Annotated in this window: 15 protein-coding genes; 10 read left to right on the top strand and 5 right to left on the bottom strand. The window is 64.0% G+C overall.

Features of this window, described 5'->3' with window-relative positions; genetic code table 11:
• Positions 1–33: 33 nt before the first annotated feature.
• A complete protein-coding gene (locus ACM9HJ_RS05955) occupies positions 34–2,319 on the bottom strand; it encodes a TonB-dependent receptor (protein ID WP_416570786.1) in 2,286 nt (761 codons plus the stop codon).
• A gap of 300 nt (positions 2,320–2,619) precedes the next feature.
• Between ACM9HJ_RS05955 and ACM9HJ_RS05950 the strand changes: the two genes are divergently transcribed.
• The 7 genes from ACM9HJ_RS05950 to ACM9HJ_RS05920 all read left to right on the top strand — a co-directional run bounded on the left by ACM9HJ_RS05950 (position 2,620) and on the right by ACM9HJ_RS05920 (position 9,667).
• Positions 2,620–3,294, top strand: coding sequence for a TetR/AcrR family transcriptional regulator (locus ACM9HJ_RS05950; protein ID WP_416570785.1), 675 nt, complete (start codon positions 2,620–2,622; stop codon positions 3,292–3,294).
• 93 nt (positions 3,295–3,387) lie between these two features.
• Entirely contained in the window at positions 3,388–4,854 is a 1,467-nt protein-coding gene (locus ACM9HJ_RS05945) for an MFS transporter (protein WP_416570784.1), read from the top strand.
• Between the two features lie 18 nt (positions 4,855–4,872).
• On the top strand, positions 4,873–6,018 hold the full coding sequence (locus ACM9HJ_RS05940) for a Gfo/Idh/MocA family protein (protein ID WP_416570783.1): 1,146 nt from the start codon (positions 4,873–4,875) through the stop codon (positions 6,016–6,018).
• 22 nt (positions 6,019–6,040) lie between these two features.
• On the top strand, positions 6,041–7,093 hold the full coding sequence (locus ACM9HJ_RS05935) for a sugar phosphate isomerase/epimerase family protein (protein ID WP_416570782.1): 1,053 nt from the start codon (positions 6,041–6,043) through the stop codon (positions 7,091–7,093).
• A gap of 350 nt (positions 7,094–7,443) precedes the next feature.
• Complete coding sequence (locus ACM9HJ_RS05930) at positions 7,444–8,448, top strand: sugar phosphate isomerase/epimerase family protein (RefSeq protein ID WP_416570781.1); 1,005 nt, start codon at positions 7,444–7,446, stop codon at positions 8,446–8,448.
• An 11-nt stretch (positions 8,449–8,459) separates the two neighbouring features.
• Positions 8,460–8,852 carry a C-glycoside deglycosidase beta subunit domain-containing protein gene (locus ACM9HJ_RS05925; protein WP_416570780.1) on the top strand — a complete coding sequence of 131 codons (393 nt, stop codon included), beginning with the start codon at positions 8,460–8,462 and terminating at the stop codon, positions 8,850–8,852.
• 353 nt (positions 8,853–9,205) lie between these two features.
• On the top strand, positions 9,206–9,667 hold the full coding sequence (locus ACM9HJ_RS05920) for a spore coat protein U domain-containing protein (protein ID WP_416570779.1): 462 nt from the start codon (positions 9,206–9,208) through the stop codon (positions 9,665–9,667).
• Positions 9,668–9,776: 109 nt separating this feature from the next.
• Here ACM9HJ_RS05920 and ACM9HJ_RS05915 read toward each other — a convergent pair whose 3' ends face one another.
• From ACM9HJ_RS05915 to ACM9HJ_RS05905, 3 genes are all read right to left on the bottom strand, one after another.
• Positions 9,777–11,096, bottom strand: coding sequence for an MFS transporter (locus tag ACM9HJ_RS05915; protein ID WP_416570778.1), 1,320 nt, complete (start codon positions 11,094–11,096; stop codon positions 9,777–9,779).
• A 21-nt stretch (positions 11,097–11,117) separates the two neighbouring features.
• Complete coding sequence (locus ACM9HJ_RS05910) at positions 11,118–11,885, bottom strand: hydroxypyruvate isomerase family protein (RefSeq protein ID WP_416570777.1); 768 nt, start codon at positions 11,883–11,885, stop codon at positions 11,118–11,120.
• 111 nt (positions 11,886–11,996) lie between these two features.
• Positions 11,997–13,232: an MFS transporter gene (locus ACM9HJ_RS05905; RefSeq protein WP_416570776.1), complete on the bottom strand. Its 1,236-nt coding sequence runs from the start codon at positions 13,230–13,232 to the stop codon at positions 11,997–11,999.
• Positions 13,233–13,514: 282 nt separating this feature from the next.
• On the opposite strand from ACM9HJ_RS05905, the gene ACM9HJ_RS05900 reads away from it, so the two are divergent.
• Genes ACM9HJ_RS05900 through ACM9HJ_RS05890 form a run of 3 tightly spaced genes read left to right on the top strand, consistent with a single transcriptional unit; the run spans position 13,515 to position 17,590 of the window.
• On the top strand, positions 13,515–14,624 hold the full coding sequence (locus ACM9HJ_RS05900; protein WP_416570775.1) for an LLM class flavin-dependent oxidoreductase: 1,110 nt from the start codon (positions 13,515–13,517) through the stop codon (positions 14,622–14,624).
• Complete coding sequence (locus ACM9HJ_RS05895) at positions 14,621–15,181, top strand: NADPH-dependent FMN reductase (RefSeq protein WP_416570774.1); 561 nt, start codon at positions 14,621–14,623, stop codon at positions 15,179–15,181. The genes ACM9HJ_RS05900 and ACM9HJ_RS05895 overlap by 4 nt, the downstream gene beginning before the upstream one ends.
• 33 nt (positions 15,182–15,214) lie before the next feature.
• Positions 15,215–17,590 carry a beta-glucosidase family protein gene (locus ACM9HJ_RS05890; protein ID WP_416570773.1) on the top strand — a complete coding sequence of 792 codons (2,376 nt, stop codon included), beginning with the start codon at positions 15,215–15,217 and terminating at the stop codon, positions 17,588–17,590.
• A 36-nt stretch (positions 17,591–17,626) separates the two neighbouring features.
• On the opposite strand, the gene ACM9HJ_RS05885 is transcribed toward ACM9HJ_RS05890, so the two are convergent.
• Positions 17,627–18,412 carry a nuclear transport factor 2 family protein gene (locus tag ACM9HJ_RS05885; RefSeq protein WP_416570772.1) on the bottom strand — a complete coding sequence of 262 codons (786 nt, stop codon included), beginning with the start codon at positions 18,410–18,412 and terminating at the stop codon, positions 17,627–17,629.
• Between the last annotated feature and the right edge of the window lie 9 nt (positions 18,413–18,421).

Here is an 18,421-nt window from a genome sequence, read left to right as displayed (position 1 = left end):
GCGGGTGAGTGCCGGCATCCGTGATCCCCGGTATCAGAACCGGTACGTGACCTGGGCACCGAACGTGCGCGGCGGGCCATAGATGCTGTTATAGATCAGCGCGCCGGCGGCGGCGTTGAAGTTCGCGAACGCCAGGGGCTGCTTGTTCTCGACATTGCGGACATAGGCCTGGACCGAGAAGTCGCCATCGCCGGTATTATATTCCAGCGACAGGTCGGTCATCACGTAACCCTTCTGACGCGTGCCGGCCCAGTTGGTGACCGACAAGTAGTGTGTGCCCTTGTAGCGGCTGAAGACCGACGCCACGATGTTCGCATCGTTCGACAGGTCGAACGTGTGGCTGTAGCCGGCGGACAGGGTCCATTTCGGGGCCTGCGGCGGACGGTTGCCCTTCAGGTTGAAGGGCTGGGCGCCGGGCGTGGCGGGATCGCTGTCATTGATCGCATTGCCATCCACACCGCTCAGCGAAGTGGCGAAATCCTGTACCTTGGCGTCCAGGTAATTGACAGTGAAGGACAGTTCGTCATTGGCGGTCAGCAGCAGGCTGGTATCGGTCTCCACACCCCAGACCCGCGACTTGCCGGCGTTCAGCGTGCGCGCACCGACATTATTATCGACGAACACTTGAATCTGCTGATCCTTGTAGTCGTAATAGAAGGCCGAGGCGTTGAACTGGATGCGGCCACCGTCGAAACGGTTCTTGGTGCCGACCTCATAGGCGGTCAGTTCTTCGGGATCATAGTCGCCGACGCTGTCGAAACCACCGCTCTTATAACCGGTGCTGACCTTGCCATAGACCAGGCTGTCGGGTGCCGGCTTCCAGTCGATGCCGATATTGCCGGTGATCTGGTCGGAGGAGGAGCGCGGGTTCAGGATGGTGGCGCCGGGCGACCCGAAGGCCGGCGGCGTCGTGCCCTCGCCACGCCCGAAGCGGGCAGCATAATTATAGAAGGTGGCGCTCTTGGCGTCGTCGGTATAACGCAGGCCGCCGGTGACGGACAGGTCTGGCCCTGCCAGCGGCACCGTGACCTGACCGAAGGCGGCCTTGGACGTGGACAGGATGTCCGGGCGGTAGAAATAGTTCAGGAAGGCGCGGGGCAGCTCCAGATACAGGCCGCGCGACAGGTCGACCTTTTCCCGGAAATAGAAGGCGCCGGCCTGATAGAACAGGCCGCTGTCCAGCGTCTTGGACAGGCGGACTTCATGGCTCTGCGTTTCCGAATTCAGCTTGTTGTTGCGGAAGGTGAAGGTCGCGGGCAGGTAACCGTTCAGCGGCAGGGCGCTGTTGGTCTTGTTGTCGCGATAACCGCCCAGATAGGCCAGCGTACCCAGGTCGAAATCAACCTCGATCCGGCCGCGCAGGGCATATTGCTCGCTGTTGAAATTGCCCAGGTCGCCCAGCGGGAAATTGTCCTTGTCGATGCCGCTGAAGGTCAGGTTGGACGGAATGCCGCCATTCTCCCGCACGGTCGTGGACGGAATGGCGTCGATGATGCCGGCGGCATAGGCGGCATTGGTCAGCACGCCGTTCTGCGCCACCAGGATGCCGAACTGCGACGGCGGCAACTGGTCGACATTCACATATTCACCGGCGATATAGGCGCGGAAATTGTCCGTCGGTTCCCACCCGGCGCTGATGCGGGCGGCGTCGACATTCTGGTTCTCGCCACGGCCCACGGCGCCATGCTTGCGATAGCCGTCATGGTCGGTATGCATGCCGGAGACACGCACGGCCAGCGTATCGGTGACGGGAACGTTGACCGCACCCTCCGCCCGCTTGGCATTGTAATTACCATAGCCGACGGTGGCGAAGCCGGTGAGACGGCCCTGCTGCGGCTTGGCGGCGATGATGTTGATGGCGCCAGCGGTGGCGTTGCGGCCATAGAGCGTGCCCTGCGGACCGCGCAGCACCTCGATCCGTTCCAGATCGAAGAAGCTGGCATTCAGGGCGACGGGGCGGTTGATATATTCGCCGTCGATGCCGATGGTCAGGGCCGGATCGGCCGCTTCCGACACGTCCTGGCTGGACACGCCGCGCACGCTGATCTTGGTGAAGATCGTGTCGTTGGTGATGCTCAGGTCCGGCGCCAGGCGGGTCAGGCCGTTGATATCCGACACGCCGGATTTCCGCAGGTCTTCAGAACCGAACGCCCGGATGGCGATGGGCGTGTCCTGAAGGTTGGTGGCGCGTTTGGTGGCCGTCACCACGATCTCTTCCAGCACCAGCGCATTGTCGGCGGCGGTCGTCTGGGCGGCGGCAGTACCGGCATGCAGTGCTACGGCCCCTGCGGCAAGCAGGAGCATCGAACGGATACGCATTCTCTTTCTTCCTCCCGATGAAGCCGGCGCCGATCTAGGGCCGGCCTGGCTCTGGGTTCTTTTTCTAAAACTAGAACCCTAATTCTGAAAACTATGTAAGCCGAGGATCATTCGGGCGTCAAGCCATTCTGTGACGTACCTTGCGACGATTGTATGCGGCTGGCGGTGAAGAAATGGTTCCCGGGCTTTTGGCACTGGCGGTCCCTGGCCAGGTTCCTTATGGTAAGCCATATAGAATCAGTACTTTGTTTTCAGATAAGTGGCCTTCGGGCCACAGGCGTTGGGGAAGTGGGGAAGTCCATGTCGATGGTGGATGAAGGTCAGGAAGCCGAACCGTTGCTGAACCCGGCGGGACGCGAGCCCAAGCAGGGCCGCAGCCGGGCCTCGTTCGAGCGCATGCTGGCGGCGGCGACCGACCTGCTGATCGAACGCGGCAATGATGATTTCGCCCTGACCGACGTGGCCAAGCGCGGCAAAGTTTCCATTGGGTCGATCTATTGCCGATTCGACAGCAAAGATGACCTGATCCAGGCCGTGCAGCGCCGTTTCATGGAGAAGATGGCCGAGGAAGAGGCGGAAATGGTCGCCCGTCTGGCGGAGAAATCCACCAATCTGGACCGTCTTGTCCGTGATTTCGTGGAGGAACTGGCAGAATTCCTGAAGCGCAATGCGCCCGTGCTACGCCCCATGATGCTGCGTGCCTCCGCCGATCCCGTGGTGCGGGCCATGGGCCGGCGCGGCTATGATGATCTGGTGGAAAAGGTGATGGCGACCCTGCTGTCCCGGCGCGACGAGATCGGCCATGAATTGCCCGAACTGGCCTGCGAGATGACGTTGCGCGTCGCCTATTCCGCCATCGCCCGCTATCTTGGTTTCGGCATGACCGGCGATACAGGCACCAAGGCCGACTGGAAGAACCTGAAGACCGAGGTCGGGGTGATGTGTTCGACATATCTGCGCAACGGCAATCGATGAATCGTTGACGGGCCGCCTTTCCGTTTATAAATAGAATTACAATTCTGATCCGAATCGGCGTGCCGTTCGGACCCAACGGAAAGGCACATCCCCATGGCATCCGCCGCCAGCCCCACGGGCATGCGGGGGCAGCCCTTGTCCGCCAGCGACCATGCCGCCGCCATGATGCCGAAACGGCGCCAGCGTGCCCTGGTCGTGGTGGCCGGCGCCTTCATGATGGATTTGATCGACCTGACCATCGTCAATGTGGCGCTGCCGTCGATCCAGCGCGACCTGGGCGCCGACACCGCCGCGATGCAGTGGATGGTGGCCGGGTATGCCGTCGCTTTCGCCATCCTGCTGATCACCGGCGGACGGCTGGGCGATACCCAAGGCTATCGCCGGCTGTTCATGACCGGCATGGTGGGCTTCACCCTGACCTCTCTTCTCTGCGGCGTGGCGGTCAGCGCGGAAATGCTGGTGGTGGCGCGGTTGGCCCAGGGGGCCACGGCGGCGCTGATGCTGCCGCAGGTCATGTCATTGATCCAGGTGATGTATCCGCCGGCCGAACGTATCGGGGCGCTGGCGGTGTTCGGCGTGCTGGGCGGCGTCGCCGCCGTGCTGGGGCCGATTATCGGTGGTTTGCTGATCGAGGCCGACCTGTTCGGCCTGGGCTGGCGGCCGATCTTCCTGATCAACGGGCCGCTGGGCATTGTCGGCCTGATCGCCGCCTGGCGCCTGCTGCCGCCGGGAAAGTCCGGCCATGACGGGTCGGTCGATCTGCCGGGTACGGCGTTGATCGCCGCGACCTTGCTGGCGCTGATGCTGCCGCTTTTGCAGGGGCGGGAGGCGGGGTGGCCGCTCTGGTGCCTGATCCTGCTGGCATCGGCCCCGCTGCTGGGCCTGCTGTTCATCCGTCATATCAAGCGCCGGGCAGGGACGGGCACGGGCCTGGTCGATCCGGTGCTGTTCGCCAACCGGGGCTTCAGCATCGGCCTGTCCATATCGGTCTGTTTCCAGGCGACGACGACGGGTCTGCTGTTCATCCTGACCCTGACCCTGCAATATGGGTTAGGCTGCACGCCGCTGGAAACCGCCCTGGTCCATGTGCCCTATGCGGTGGGCGCGTCGGTTGCCATCGGCAATATCGCCCGCAAGGCATTGCCGCGCATCGGCCTGAAGCTGCTGTTCCTGGGCGTTGCGGTGATGCTGTCGGGGTTGGCGGTGCTGGGTGTGCTGATCTGGACCGATGGCGGGCTAGTGGGGCTGGGGGCTGCCCTGCTGCTGATGGGTCTGGGCATGGGGCTGGTTGGCGGCCCGCTGGGGCCGGTGACCTTGTCGGACGTCGATCTGATCCATGCCGGATCGGCGTCGGGCACGATGAAGGCCGTGCAGCAATTGGGGGCGGCGTCCGGTGCCGCCCTCATCGGTGGGCTCTACTTCACGCTTGCCGGTGGCCTGTCGCCGGAAGCGGCACGCAATGCGTTTCTGGTGACCTTGCCGCTGCTGGCCTGCATGCTGCTGGTGGTCGGTTTTCTGGTGACGCGCCTGCCGCGTGACCTGCGCCTGTTCAAGAAATAAACCTGTCAGGAGGAAACGATGGGCGAACCCATTCTGCGTCTGGGCATGATCGGCGGCGGTCCGGGCAGCTTCATCGGCCCCGTCCATCGCATGGCGGCCGAACTGGACGGCCGTATCCGTCTGGTCGCCGGTGCCTTCAGCAGCGATGCCGACCGCTCGCGCCAGGCCGGTGCCGGCTATGGCATCGACCCGACCCGCGCCTATGCCAGCCATCAGGCGATGATCGCGGCGGAGGCGTCACGGGCCGACGGCATCGACATGGTAGCCATCGTCACACCCAACCATCTGCATGTCCCGGCCAGCATCGACGCGCTGAAGGCCGGGCTGCATGTGATGTGTGACAAGCCGGCGGCGATTTCGCTGACGGAGATGAAGGGATTGGCCGGCGTGGCGGCGGGTGCCAAGGGGCTTTATGCCCTGACCCACACCTATACGGGCTATCCGCTGGTGCGGGAGGCGCGGGCTCTGGTGGCTGCCGGCCGCATCGGTAAGCTGCGCAAGGTGGTGGTGGAATACAGCCAGGGCTGGCTGTCCACCGCCCTGGAACAGACCGACAGCAAACAGGCCGGATGGCGGACCGATCCGGCGCGGTCGGGTGTGGGCGGCTGCATCGGCGATATCGGCGTGCACGCCTTCAACCTGGCGGAATTCGTCAGCGGGGCGGCAGTGCGCGAGCTGTGCGCCGACCTGTCGATCATGGTGCCGGGACGACGGCTGGATGATGATTGCAACATCCTGCTGCGGTTCGAAGATGGGTCGGAACGCGGTGTGCCGGGGGTTCTGCACGCCTCCCAGATCGCGGCGGGTGATCGCAACGGCCTGCGCCTGCGGGTGTTCGGGACGGAATCCGGGATCGACTGGTCGCAGGAAACACCGAATACGCTCACCATCAACGGGCTGGATGGTCGGACGGAAATGCTGCACGCCGGCGCCGGTAATCTGGGTGCGGCGGCGCGCGCCGCGACCCGCCTGCCGACCGGGCATCCGGAGGGCTATATCGAGGCCTTCGCCAACCTCTATCGCGATTTCGCCGCCGCCATCCATGCCGGTGCCATGCCGGCGGACCTGCCGGGTGTTGAGGCGGGTTTGCGCGGCATGGCGTTCATCGAGACGGCGGTGGCCAATAGTGCTGCACGCGCTGGCTGGGTGCGGCTGGACGTCTGAACCAATAATCCGGGAGGAAAGTATGCGCACGATCAAGGGGCCGGGCATCTTCCTGGCGCAGTTCGCGGGCGATGAGGCCCCATTCAACAATCTCGACGCCATCGCCGATTGGGCCGCCGGCCTGGGCTACAAGGGTATCCAGATCCCCAGCTGGGACGGGCGCCTGTTCGACCTGCGCCAAGCCGCCGAAAGCCGGGATTACGCGCAGGAGGTGACGGGCAAGCTGGCGGCCAAGGGGTTGGCGGTGACCGAACTGTCCACGCATCTGCAAGGCCAGTTGGTGGCTGTCCACCCCGCCTATGACGCCTTGTTCGACGGATTTGCGGCCGAATCGGTGCGCGGCAATCCCAAGGCGCGCCAGGAATGGGCGGTGGAGCAGCTGCGGTTTGCCGCCCGTGCCAGCGCCAATATGGGGCTGAAGGCGCATGCCAGCTTCTCCGGCGCTCTCGCCTGGCCCTATGTCTATCCCTGGCCGCAGCGTCCCGCCGGTCTGATCGATGAGGCGTTTGCCGAGCTGGGCCGCCGCTGGCACTCGATCCTGGACGCGTTCGAGGAGGTGGGCGTGGATGTCTGCTTCGAACTGCATCCCGGTGAGGATCTGCATGACGGGGTGACGTTCGAACGGTTCCTGGATTTGGTGGGCGGCCATCCCCGCGCCAACATCCTGTTCGATCCCAGCCATTTCGTGCTCCAGCAGCTGGATTATCTGGCCTTCATCGACCATTACCATTCCCGTATCCGCGCCTTCCATGTGAAGGACGCGGAGTTCCGGCCCAATGGCAAGTCGGGCGTCTATGGCGGCTATCAGGGCTGGGTCGACCGGCCGGGCCGTTTCCGGTCGCTGGGCGACGGGCAGGTGGACTTCAAGGGCATCTTCTCCAAACTGGCCGCCTATGATTATGAGGGCTGGGCCGTGCTCGAATGGGAATGCGCCCTGAAGCATCCGGAGGATGGCGCGCGGGAAGGGGCCCCCTTCATCCGTGATCACATCATCCGCGTCACCGAACGCGCCTTCGACGATTTCGCCGATGCCGGCGTGGATGCGGGGCTGAACCGGCGGCTGTTGGGGTTGTGAAATCTCTGCTCCTATCCGTCATCCCGGCGAAAGCCGGGACCCAGGGGCAATGCGCTCGATCTGTCGATGGCGTTGATTGACGCGGCGTCGAGGTGGATCTTGTGGCCCCTGGGGCCCGGCTTTCGCCGGGATGACGGGAAATTGGGTGATATTTGAAGGCAAACCCTTCCGTGCCCGATTGATTTCCAAATAAAAGAATGATAATTCTAATACTGAATTGATCGGCGCCTGGCTGTGTGGACGTATACAGTCCCAGCCGATGCCATTTCCCGCCATCGGGCACAGCCTGAAACCGCCGCAACCTACCGGCTCCCGGCGGGGCCGCCCCTGACAAGCACAGGATAGGTTCCATGTCGAACTACGATATCAAAAGGGGTGTAAGCCTCTACAGCTACCAGGAGGAATATTTCCTGGGCACCAAGTCGCTGGAGGACCTGATCAAGGTCTCCGCCGAGATGGGTGCCAAGGGAATTGAGCTGATCAGCGAGCAGACCTTCCCCGATTATCCCAACCCGCTCAACCAGTCCGTCTATGACAACTGGCATGCGCTGATGGCCAAATACGGCACCACGCCGGTCTGCCACGATTTCATGCTGGATTATAAGAAGTACAAGAACCGGCCTATGCCGTTCGAGGAGCAGGTGGCCAGCTGCAAGGTCGATATCGACCATGCCGCCCGCCTGGGCTGCCCCTATACCCGCGCGCTGGTATCGATCGATCCCGATGTGTTGGTCGCCTGCGCCGATTATGCGGAAAGCAAGAATGTCCGCATCCTGATCGAGGTGCATGCGCCGCTGCATTTCGACCACCCCTGGATCATCCGCCATGCCGAGGCGTTCGAGAAGTCGGGGTCGAAGTACCTGGGCTTCCTGCCCGATATGGGCATGTTCCTGTTCAAGTTCCCGCCCGTGTGGAAGGCGAAGTTCATCCGCGACGGCGTGCCCCAGCATATCGCCGACTATATCTGCAAGGCGTACGAGGACCGGACGCTGAGCGAATATGTGATCCTGGAAGTGGAGAAGATGGGCGGCGTCGGCCCTGCCATCGGCATGGCCACCACGCTTCGCCACAATGCGGCGTTCGAGCCCAGGCGCATGCTGGACCATATGGACCGCATCTGGAACATCCATGCCAAGTTCTACCAGATGGACGAGGATCTGGTGGAGCCCTGCATCCCCTATGACGAGATCATCCGCGTCCTGAAGAAGGGCGGCTACAAGGGCTATATCTGCTCCGAATATGAGGGCAACCGCTGGATCCAGGACGCCTTTCCGGTGGACAGCATCGAGCAGGTCCGTCGCCAGCAGGAAATGTTCAAGAAGCTGATCGGCGAGCCCGCCGTCACCGCCGCTTAAGGAGCCGCCCGATGTTCGACAAATACATGATCTGCGAAGACGGCTTCGGCAACGTCAAGGATGGCGACCGCACGGTGGGCTTCGCCTTCCAGGCGCGCCTGCCCTATTACCGGGGCATCGGCCTGTCGATGGTCGAGGATATCGGTGTGATCATCGATGGCGAGCCGGTCCCCCGTCAGGATATCCGCTTCTCCGTTCGCGGCCGTACCTGGACGCTGGACGAGATGGAAACCGAATATACCGACCGCTGGAACTTTGCCGAGAAGGCGACGGTGACGGTGCTGCGTGATGGCGGCCTGAGACCAGGCCTGCACAAGCTCCAGCTTTCCGAACGCGTCCGCGTCTCCTATCTGCCCTTCGTGCCGACGACGCGCGATGCGAAGGAACTCGAAATCCCGGCCTGAATTTCCCCTAATCTCCCTCAGGTTCGGTGACCTTGGGGCATGGCGATCGACGCCATGCCCTTTTTCTTTTTCGAAGAGTGGGCTTATCCAAGCACCCAAGCACAACCTAACCTTCCGGTTAGGTTGTAGCGTAAAATGGCTATTTCGTTGCACTATGCAATTTATTTTGCATTACGCATTATCACATTGGTTATTTTGCACTATGCAATATGTCAATGGGGCGTAAACATGCCCCGAGGGCCGCGGAATCCCTCAACTTTTAGGCTCAGTCCGCACTTGGCATCCGGCCTGCAATCCTCGGTTCCCATGAAGGCGACAACGCCTCACCGGAACGAACCGACGGAGTAGACATCATGACCAAGTTCCTCGCCAAGACCGCCGCTGCCGCCCTGATCGTCGCCGCCATCGCCGCCCCCGCCATGGCTCAGAACGCTTCCGGCACCATCCAGCTGAAGGGTAACGTCGCGCTGTCCTGCACCATCGCCGTCCAGGATTTGGGCCAGTCCCTGTCCCTGAAGGCCGGTGAGAGCAACAAGACCGTCGGCTCCGTCACCGAGAACTGCAACTCCGGCACCGGCTACAAGATCACGTTGGCCTCCGCCAACGCCGGCAAGCTGAAGTCCGGCAACTTCACCATCGACTATCAGGTGAACTATGACAGCTTCACCGGTGCGCTGACCAGCCAGGCCGTTGTCGACCGCGCCAATGCCCAGTTCAACAAGAAGTCCGACCTGAAGGTTACCGTCGGCGCCTCCGACCAGTACATCGCCGGCGATTACGCCGACACCGTCACCGTGACCATCGCCGCCAAATAAGTGTAGGACGGCTGGCACTACGCCAAAGCGACTTCCGTCAGGCAGTTCAAGCCTGCTCCCCCGTCCGGGCAACCGGGCGGGGGCTTTTTCATTTCGGGAAGCTGGAAACTCACCCCCGCCGTTCCGGCCAGAACCCGATGCAGATGATCTGCAACAGGATGGCCAGCATGGCAGGCGCGTAATACAGCACATGCACCATCTGCCGGGCTTCATCGTTGACATTGGCCGGATCGTATCCCGCCTGGGCCAGGCCGAAGGCGATGATCGCCCCGCCCAGCGCCATGCCGATCTTGACGGCCAGACTGACCCCGGCCGACAGCAGCCCTTCGTTGCGGGTGCCGAACTGCGCCTCGTGATGATCCACCACCTCCGCCGCCATGGCGAAGATGCAGGTCATGGTGACGCTGATCATCACCGAGGACAGGATGTAGATTGTCAGGAACAGCCAGGGTGTGCCTTCCCCGAAGGGCAGCACCGCATACAGGACCAGCGAAGCCGCCAGCGCCAGCCGGTTGCCGGTGCGGATGCCCAGCCGTTTGAAATAGGGCGGGGCCAGGGCCGATCCGATCAGCAATGTGCCCGACACGGCCGGCAGCAGGATGGAGATCATCCAGGGCTGGTGCAGGATATTGATGGCGAAATAGGCCGTGACCGACAGCACGGCGCCGAAGCGGATGAAATTCAGGCTGGCGAACAGGAACACCACCAGCCAGGCGCGGTTGCGGAACATGTCGCGCACCGCCGACAGGCTGGGGCGCGGGGCATCCGCCGCTGGCCGGATCGCCTCCCGGCACTGGAAGAACAGGTTCAGCGTCAGCAACACGGAAATGGCGGCCACGATGATCGCCACCCACAGGAAGCCCTTCGCCTGATCCCCGCCGCCCAGCGCCTGGACCAGGGGCATGGTCGCCGCTGTGGCGACGATGACCGACAGGGCGGTGCCAGCGGAACGCAGGCTGCCCAGCTGCACCCGTTCATCCTGTCGTGCCGTCATCATCGGCATCAGGGCGCAATAGGGGATGTTCACGATGGAATAGAGCAGACCCAGGATGACGAAGCTGACACAGGCCCAGATCAGCTTGCCCGTCGGGTCCAGCGGCGGCACGTAGAAGCAGGCCACGCAGAACAGGCCGAACGGGATCGCCCCGAACAGGAAATAGGGCCGCACCCGGCCCCAGCGGCTGCGCGTGCGGTCCACGGCTAGCCCGACTAGCGGGTCGAACCCGGCATCCAGCAGCCGCGACAGCAGGAACAGCGTGCCTACCAATCCGACCGGCAGCAGCGCCACATCGGTATAGAAATACAGCAGAAAGGCCCCGACCATGTTCCAGGACAGGCCGAAACCGAAATCGCCGGCGCCATAGCTGAACTTAGCGCGCCAGGACAGGGCGGGAGCGGCGATGCCGCCCCCTTCTAGGTTCGTCGACATCACCGCTTCCTCCCGTTTGTCTTAAAGACCCAGCGTCTTGCGCGCTGTCTCAAGCCCTTCCAGTGTCGGTCCGGTGGGCTTGTATTCCAGGCCGATGGCACCCTGATAACCCAGGTTGCGCAGCAGGCCGACATAGCGGGACCAGTCGATGGTGGCGCTGCCCGGCTGGTGCCGGCCCGGCACGTCGGCGACCTGCACATGACCGACCAGATGGAAGCGGCCGTCCAGCACCTGGGCCGGGTCCTCCCCCATCACCGTGGAATGATACATGTCGTAAAGCAGGCGCAGGTTGGGGCTGTTCACGGCCTCCACCATGTCCAGCCCTTCGGTCGTGCTGACCAGATACATGCCGGGATGTTCGACCCGGTCGTTCAGCGGCTCCAGCAGCAGCAGGATGCCGGCTTCTTCCGCCAGCGTCGCGGCCTGGCGCAGGGCTGTGACGGCAGCGTCGAAATGGTCCTGGCGCGGCACATCCGGGCGGGCGAAGCCGGATGCCACGACCAGTGCGGGGGAACCGGCTTCCTTGGCGGCATTCAGGCTGTCGCGGACGGCGGCCAGGAATTCGCCATGCTGCGCGGGATCGACGATGGAACGGCGCGGTTCGACGACGAAGCTGGCCAGTTTGACCCCGGTCTCATCCAGCGTCCGGCGGATGTCCGCCAGCGGCTTGTCACGCCAGAGATGGAATTCGACGGAGGTCAGCCCGGCCGCCTTGGCGGCGCGGATACGGTCGGTGAAGGTCGGATGCTCGGCGGCGAACAGCCACTCGATGCAGGCGGCGAGATACATGCTGGGTCTCCCGGAGGGGACATGTCAGACCGGGGGCCACCCTAGATGATGGCCCCCGGCGGCCGGCGATGGCCGACCTAGCGCCGAAGCGCTGAAACCCGTGAGGATCGATCAATACTGCTTGTCGGTGCTGGGCTTGGCCTTGAACAAGGCGATCAGCGCAACGGCGGCACCAATCAGGGCGGCGATGCCCATGACCAGGAAGGCGCTTTGCACCCGCCCATCGGTCAGCGACTTGGCGCCGGCCACGAAGAACGGGCTGGTGAACTGGCCCAGGAAGAAGCAGGACGCCCAGATGCCCATGCCGCGGCCACGATGGGCAAACGGCAGCTTGCTTTGTGCCCAGGCGATCAGGGTCGGCACGGTCATGCCGGCCCCCATCTGCTGAAGCAGCAGCAGGCCCAGCATCCACTTATGGTCCGGTGCCAAGCCGATGCCGGCCAGACCGGTGCCCAGCAGCGCGAAGAAGCCGAAGATCTGCAAGGCGGTGGCCCGCTTGCCCAGATAGCCGAACAGCAGGGCACCCACCGGCACGGCCAGGCTGGCCATGGAGATCAGGGCACCGACGCGGGCCGGACTGTCCACGCCGACCTCGCGGAAGGCCAGACCGCCCTGGATGATGAACACGTAGTAAAGCGTGGAGGCGAACAGGGTGACGGCGCCATAGAGTGCGACGGCGCGCACGGGGAAGGGGGTGGAAGCCTCCTCTTCCGCCAACGGCTGGGTCGGCTGCGGGGCGGTGGCCTTACCCGGTTCGAAGATCATGAACTGCATGCCCACAAAGATGGGTAGGGCGATCAGATAAATCAGGAACACGCCGTTCCAGGACAGCTCCGTCAGCACGCCGGCCAGCGCGATCACCGATGTGGCCATGACAGGACCGGCCAGCCCCTGGATCATCAGCCACTTACGCCGCCCGGCCGCGTCGTAATAATCGGCGATCAGGGTGTTGACGATGGTCAGGATGGCGGCTTCCGCCACGCCCAGCAGCAGGCGCGAGGCAATCACGGCGTGCAAACTGTCCAGGAAATAGGGCAGCGAGCCGGCGATGGCATAGAGCAGCGTCGCCCAGACCAGCAGCGGCCGGCGGCCGAACCTGTCGACCAGGATGCCGGCGAACGGCGCCAGGATGGCGATGGCCAGACCGGGGGCGGAGACCAGAACGGGCACCAGCAGCGACGCGTTGGCCACATCGCGGAAATGGTCGAGAATCGTCGGAACGGCCGGCGTCAGCGACACGATCGCCAGGATCGGCAGGAAGCCGCTGATCACCAGGATGATGCCCTGGGCCAGGCCGGCCTTGCGCACGTCACCGCCCATCGGTGCCGCGATGGCTTGATCCGCCATGGATGTCCTCCCCAAAGGTGCCACGGCACCATAACAGAATTCTTATTCTAATAATGATGCGGGTGGGCGAATGGTTTTGTCAATGCGGGAAAGCGGCTCTCTGTCGACCATATCATGCGGTTTGGAAATACATCGCCCACCCATCGGTTTCGGTTGACACCGGGCCGATTGCTCCGCTAGCTATTCAGAATAGCAATTCTAATTCGAAAGCCATGGCCGAGTGTCGACGGGCGATGATGCGCCGGTGACGGGGACGGACCAGGGCGGCCAATGGAGGAAACCTTGCGCTTCTCGACCTTTCTGAACGCCCGCTCCATGGGGCCGGAGCAGGACCGTGACGTCATGCTGCGCATGATCGCGCATACCGAGCGGGCCGAGGCCGCCGGTTTCGATGCCGTGTTCCTGCCCGACCATCATTTCACCGGCTATATGCCCATGGCGTCGGATCCGTTCATGTTCGCCTCATACCTGGCGGCGAAGGTGAAGCGGATGCATTTCGGCTTCTCCGTCACCACGGTGCCGCTGCACAACCCGGTGCGGTTCGTGGAGCGCATCAACATCCTGGACCAGTTGACTGAAGGTCGTGTTCTGGTCGGCATCGGCAGCGGCACGACGCCGGAAGAAATGATCGGCTTCGGCGTCAACTACAAGGATGCCACCCGCATCGCCGACGAGAACCTGGCCATCGCCGAACAGCTCTGGGCCAAGCAGGCGCATGACGAACCGGTGGTATTCGAGACCGGTCACTATAAGGGGGAGGTGGTGCAGCGCATCGCCCCCATCGCCTATACGCCGGGCCATGCCAAGCTGATGCCGGTGGCGATGAAGGAGACCAGTGCGCGCCGGGCAGCCGAGAATGGCTGGCCGGCCTTCATCCCGGCCTTCACCCCGCCCAAGATCGGCGGGACGGAACCGATGCTGCATGTGCGCAAATACTTCACCATCTACCGCGACATGCTGCTGGCCGCCGGCCATGCCCCGAAAGTGGTGGCCGATGCCCTCTCCTGGTCCACCCACACCTATCAGTGCGTCCATATCGCCGAGACGGATGAACAAGCCCGCAAGGAGCTTGAGGATATCCTGACCGACTATCAGGCCGCCGTGGATCGTGAGGCCGCCTTCAACGCCAAGGCGGAACAGACCGAAGCCAACAAGAAGACCGACAAGAACCACCACGCCCTGACCGAGGACTGGATCGGCACCTGGTGCCTCTATGGTAGCCCCGAAACGGTGATCGAACATCTGAAGCCCTATCAGGAGCTGGGTATCGGCAACATCCTGTGCGGCTTGCTGACCGGTCCGCTGACCGAGAAGCGCGAGGCCTATGCCAACCAGACCATGGATCTGATGGCCCGCCACGTCATCCCGGCGCTGAAGGGCGGTGCAGCGTGAGCCGGCCGCTGATCGTCGGGTTCGGTGGCACGACGCGGCCGGGCTCTTCGGGGGAGAAGATGGTGGCCGCCGTTCTGGCCGCCACGGCGGAGCTTGGGGCTGAAACCCGCCTGTTCGGCGGGGCGGCCCTGGCTTGTCTGCCGCACTTCACGCCCGAAAACCCGGAACGCACGCCCGAACAGGTGGAATTCGTCGAGGCGATCCGCAAGGCCGATGGCATCGTCATCGGCTCCCCCGGCTATCATGGCGGGGTGTCGGGCCTGGTGAAGAACGCCATTGACCTGCTGGAAGACCTGCGCGCCGACGCCCGTGTCTATTTCGATGGCCGCGCCGTGGGGCTGGTGGTGACGGCGGCGGGCTGGCAGGCGGGTGGCGTGACGCTGACCGCGCTGCGCGGCATCACCCACGCCATGCGCGGCTGGCCCACGCCGCTGGGCATCGCCGTCAACACCATTGTCCAGAAGCCGTTCGATGCCGATGGCAACCTGATCGATCCGGAGATCGCCACCCAGGTGAAGGCCCAGGCCGCACAGGTGATGGCGCTGGCACGGCGTTAAGAACACAACAACAAACTCCAGGGAAGAAGTCCCATGTCTACCGACATCCTCGCCCTTGCCCCGCTGACCAGCGGCCGCGACATGTGGTCGACCGCCGAGCTGCCGGGCATCCGGTCCATCAAGATGGCCGATGGCCCCATGGGCATCGCGTCGGGCCGGGTCGATGAACGCGACGTGGCGGTGCTGACGCCCTGTGGCACGGCGCTGGGTGCCACCTGGGATGCCGGTCTGGTGACGCAGGTCGGCGCCATCGTGGGCATGGAGGCACGGCGGTTGGGTGTGGATGCCGTTTTGGCCCCCAACCTGAACCTGCAGCGCAGCCCGCTCTGCGGCCGGGGGTTCGAACTGTTCGGGGAGGACCCGTATCTGGCGGGCAGCCTGGGGGCGGCCTGGGTCGCGGGATTGCAGGGCCAGGGCGTGGGGTCGGTCGCCAAGCATCTGGTCTGCAATGACAGCGAGACCGACCGCGACAGCATGAATGCCGTGGCCAGCGACCGGGCGCTGCGGGAATGCTACCTGCTGCCGTTCGAAATGGCGGCGGCGGCAGGCTGCGTGGGCATGCTGGCCGCCTATAACCGCCTGAATGGCGATTATTGCGTCGAGAACCGCCCGTTGCTGACCGATATCGTCAAGGGCGACTGGGCCTTCCCCGGCTTCATCGTGTCGGACTGGTTCGGCGGGCGTGACACGCTGCGCTCCGCCCAGGCAGGGCTGGATCTGGACATGCCAGGGCCGGACCGGGTGCTGGGCACCAAGTTTGCGGCGGCGGTGGCCGAGGGTGCTGTGCCGGTGGAACGGCTGGCCGATGCCACCGCCCGGGTGGCCAAGGCTGTCCATATCATCGACAGTCTGCCCCGCCGGGAACCTGTTGCGGATGTGGATGCAACACTAAGGGATGCGGCGGCGGCCAGCTTCGTGCTCTTGAAGAATGAATGCGATGTCCTGCCCATCGCGCCCAAACGGGTACGGCGCATCGCCGTGATTGGCCCCAATGCCGCCACCCCTTGCCTGCAGGGCGGCACCTTTGCCAAGATCGCCGTGCGGCCGGATTTCGTGACGCCTTTGCAGGCTATCCGTGACCGGTTCGGGGCGGTCTGCGAGGTGACCTACGAGGAGGGCGTGGAGCCGGAATACCGCCTGCCGCCCTTGTCCGCCACGCCGGCCCGTGACCTGGGCGACGGGGCCGTGCGCGGCATGACCATGGAATGGTTCGAAGGTCATGGGGAAGGTGGTGAGCCGGTCTTCGCCGAGACGCGCGACACCAATTCGCTGACCTGGTTCGTGGGCCTGCCCGGCACCGACGCGCTGAAGCAGGCCGGGCGCATCCGGGCCAGCGGCTGGTTCAGCCCGGAGCGTTCCGGCCCCCATCGCCTGCATGTCGGCGGCACCGGCGAAGTGCGCATATCCGCTGATGGCGTTGAGGTGTTCAAGGGCGGTGGGCCGGTGGCACCGTCGGACCTGATGGGCATCCTGAAGGGTGGGGACAGCCAGTCGATCATGCTGGACCTGATGGCGGGTACCCCCGTGCTGCTGTGTTTTGAGCTGGCTTATACCCCCGCCCGTGCCCATGGTCTGTGGTACGGGGTCCGGGGGCCGGACCTGCCGGAAGCCATGTTGGAGCGCGCGGTTGCCGCCGCTGCCAAGGCCGATCTTGTGCTGCTGATGCTGGGTGAGACGGCGGATGCCGGGGTGGAGAGCAAGGACCGCAAGGGGACGGATTTGCCGGCCGCCCAGATCGACCTGATCGCCCGTGTGCGGCATGTGAACACCAATATCGTTGCCATCTGCAACGTCGCCCATGCCTTCGACCTGTCCTGGCAGGACAAGGTCAAGGGCTTGATGGTCACCTGGTATCCGGGGGAGCAATATGGCCCGGCGCTGGCCGATGTGCTGGTCGGGGAGCGAGAGCCGGGCGGTCGCCTGCCCGTGTCCATAGCCGCCCACGATGCCGACTATCCGACCTTCGATCTGAAGCCGGAACTGAATGGCGATGTCCCTTACCGGGAAGGCCATATGATCGGCTACAAGGGCATGCAGGCGGCGGCGACCACTCCATTGCACGCTTTCGGTTCCGGCTTCGGCTATGCAAGGCTGGAACTGGCCGATGTGACACTGGCGGGAGATGTGGCGACCGGCGTCACCCTTTCAGGCAGCATCCACAACCTGTCCGACCGCACCGGCAAGGCCGTGCCGCAGGCCTATGTCGCCGGCCCCGATGGTATCCGCCACCTGCGGGCCTTCACCAGCCTGTCCATACCAGCGGGCGGGCGTGCCGCCTTCACCCTGGATATCGGACCCCGAGCCTTCCAGCATTGGCAGGATGGTTGGTGTATCGCGCCGGGTGTGCAGCATGTGCTGGTCGGCTGGAACAGCAGCGATCTGCCTGTCGGTTTTGTGATCGGCGGCTGAACATCCGGTTTCCGGACCGCGGTGGCTTCTGTCCAATCACTTTTGTCGCGCCAGACGACGCCACAAACCCCACCTGTCCCGCAGGACATGTCCGGCTTTGACGGTGCCGTCCTGGAGGGTGATGATGCCCGCGCAGTGCATCCAGGCGGGTATTCCCACCTTGCCATCGCTGAAATCCATCGCCAGTTCCCCACGCTGCACGGCATGGAAAGCGACGCGGTTTCCGGCGGAGACCAGCGTGGTGATGTCGATCGATGACTGGGCGATGATCCTGTCGCAGCGGCCCGTGGCGCGCTGGTCATCGATCTCCACGCCGGGCTGATCCGTCCACCTGCCCGAGGCCAGCCAATCCCGGGCCAGGGCTTCGGCTGTGGGGCTGGGCGGCTCGTGGGTGCTGTCCCAGGGAGCGATGGCCGCATGGTCCACCGGCATGGGTTGGCCTTCCTCCAATTGCCGCCGCCTTGAGAAATAATCCTGTTCGATGGCGCACCCGGCCATCCTGCCGTCACGCAGCCTGTAGATGCCGATGCTTTCCCAGGCGGCGGGCTGTCCGCCATGCCTGTACGAGGCGCCATGTTCGGTGAAGCGAAGGGCGATATGGTCGCCGGCATGCATCACCTCATGCGGGGTGAAGACCAGACCGGGGAATTGCTGGAGCTGCCGTGCCACTGCCGACCGGTAGGCGTCGTCCCGACCCGCGATGAGCAGGCCGCCTGTGTCCAGCGTGTAATCCGCCGCCATGATCTGCGTGATCACGGAGAAATCGTGCCGGTTCACGAAGTCGGTCACATAGCGGCGGATCAGGGTCAGGTTCGCGTCCATTGTCGGCTC

The organism is Niveispirillum sp. KHB5.9, assembly GCF_048066115.1.
Lineage (GTDB): Bacteria > Pseudomonadota > Alphaproteobacteria > Azospirillales > Azospirillaceae > Niveispirillum.
Note: the sequence above shows the minus strand (reverse complement) of the source record. Positions and strands in the feature narration are given on the sequence as shown.

Coding starts and splice junctions, on each gene's coding strand:
- ACM9HJ_RS05955 (WP_416570786.1), bottom strand. CDS start 2,319: ATGCGTATCCGTTCGATGCTCCTGCTTGCCGCAGGGGCCGTAGCACTG.
- ACM9HJ_RS05915 (WP_416570778.1), bottom strand. CDS start 11,096: ATGTCGACGAACCTAGAAGGGGGCGGCATCGCCGCTCCCGCCCTGTCC.
- ACM9HJ_RS05890 (WP_416570773.1), top strand. CDS start 15,215: ATGTCTACCGACATCCTCGCCCTTGCCCCGCTGACCAGCGGCCGCGAC.
- ACM9HJ_RS05930 (WP_416570781.1), top strand. CDS start 7,444: ATGTCGAACTACGATATCAAAAGGGGTGTAAGCCTCTACAGCTACCAG.
- ACM9HJ_RS05910 (WP_416570777.1), bottom strand. CDS start 11,885: ATGTATCTCGCCGCCTGCATCGAGTGGCTGTTCGCCGCCGAGCATCCG.
- ACM9HJ_RS05935 (WP_416570782.1), top strand. CDS start 6,041: ATGCGCACGATCAAGGGGCCGGGCATCTTCCTGGCGCAGTTCGCGGGC.
- ACM9HJ_RS05920 (WP_416570779.1), top strand. CDS start 9,206: ATGACCAAGTTCCTCGCCAAGACCGCCGCTGCCGCCCTGATCGTCGCC.
- ACM9HJ_RS05940 (WP_416570783.1), top strand. CDS start 4,873: ATGGGCGAACCCATTCTGCGTCTGGGCATGATCGGCGGCGGTCCGGGC.
- ACM9HJ_RS05950 (WP_416570785.1), top strand. CDS start 2,620: ATGTCGATGGTGGATGAAGGTCAGGAAGCCGAACCGTTGCTGAACCCG.
- ACM9HJ_RS05925 (WP_416570780.1), top strand. CDS start 8,460: ATGTTCGACAAATACATGATCTGCGAAGACGGCTTCGGCAACGTCAAG.
- ACM9HJ_RS05945 (WP_416570784.1), top strand. CDS start 3,388: ATGGCATCCGCCGCCAGCCCCACGGGCATGCGGGGGCAGCCCTTGTCC.
- ACM9HJ_RS05905 (WP_416570776.1), bottom strand. CDS start 13,232: ATGGCGGATCAAGCCATCGCGGCACCGATGGGCGGTGACGTGCGCAAG.
- ACM9HJ_RS05885 (WP_416570772.1), bottom strand. CDS start 18,412: ATGGACGCGAACCTGACCCTGATCCGCCGCTATGTGACCGACTTCGTG.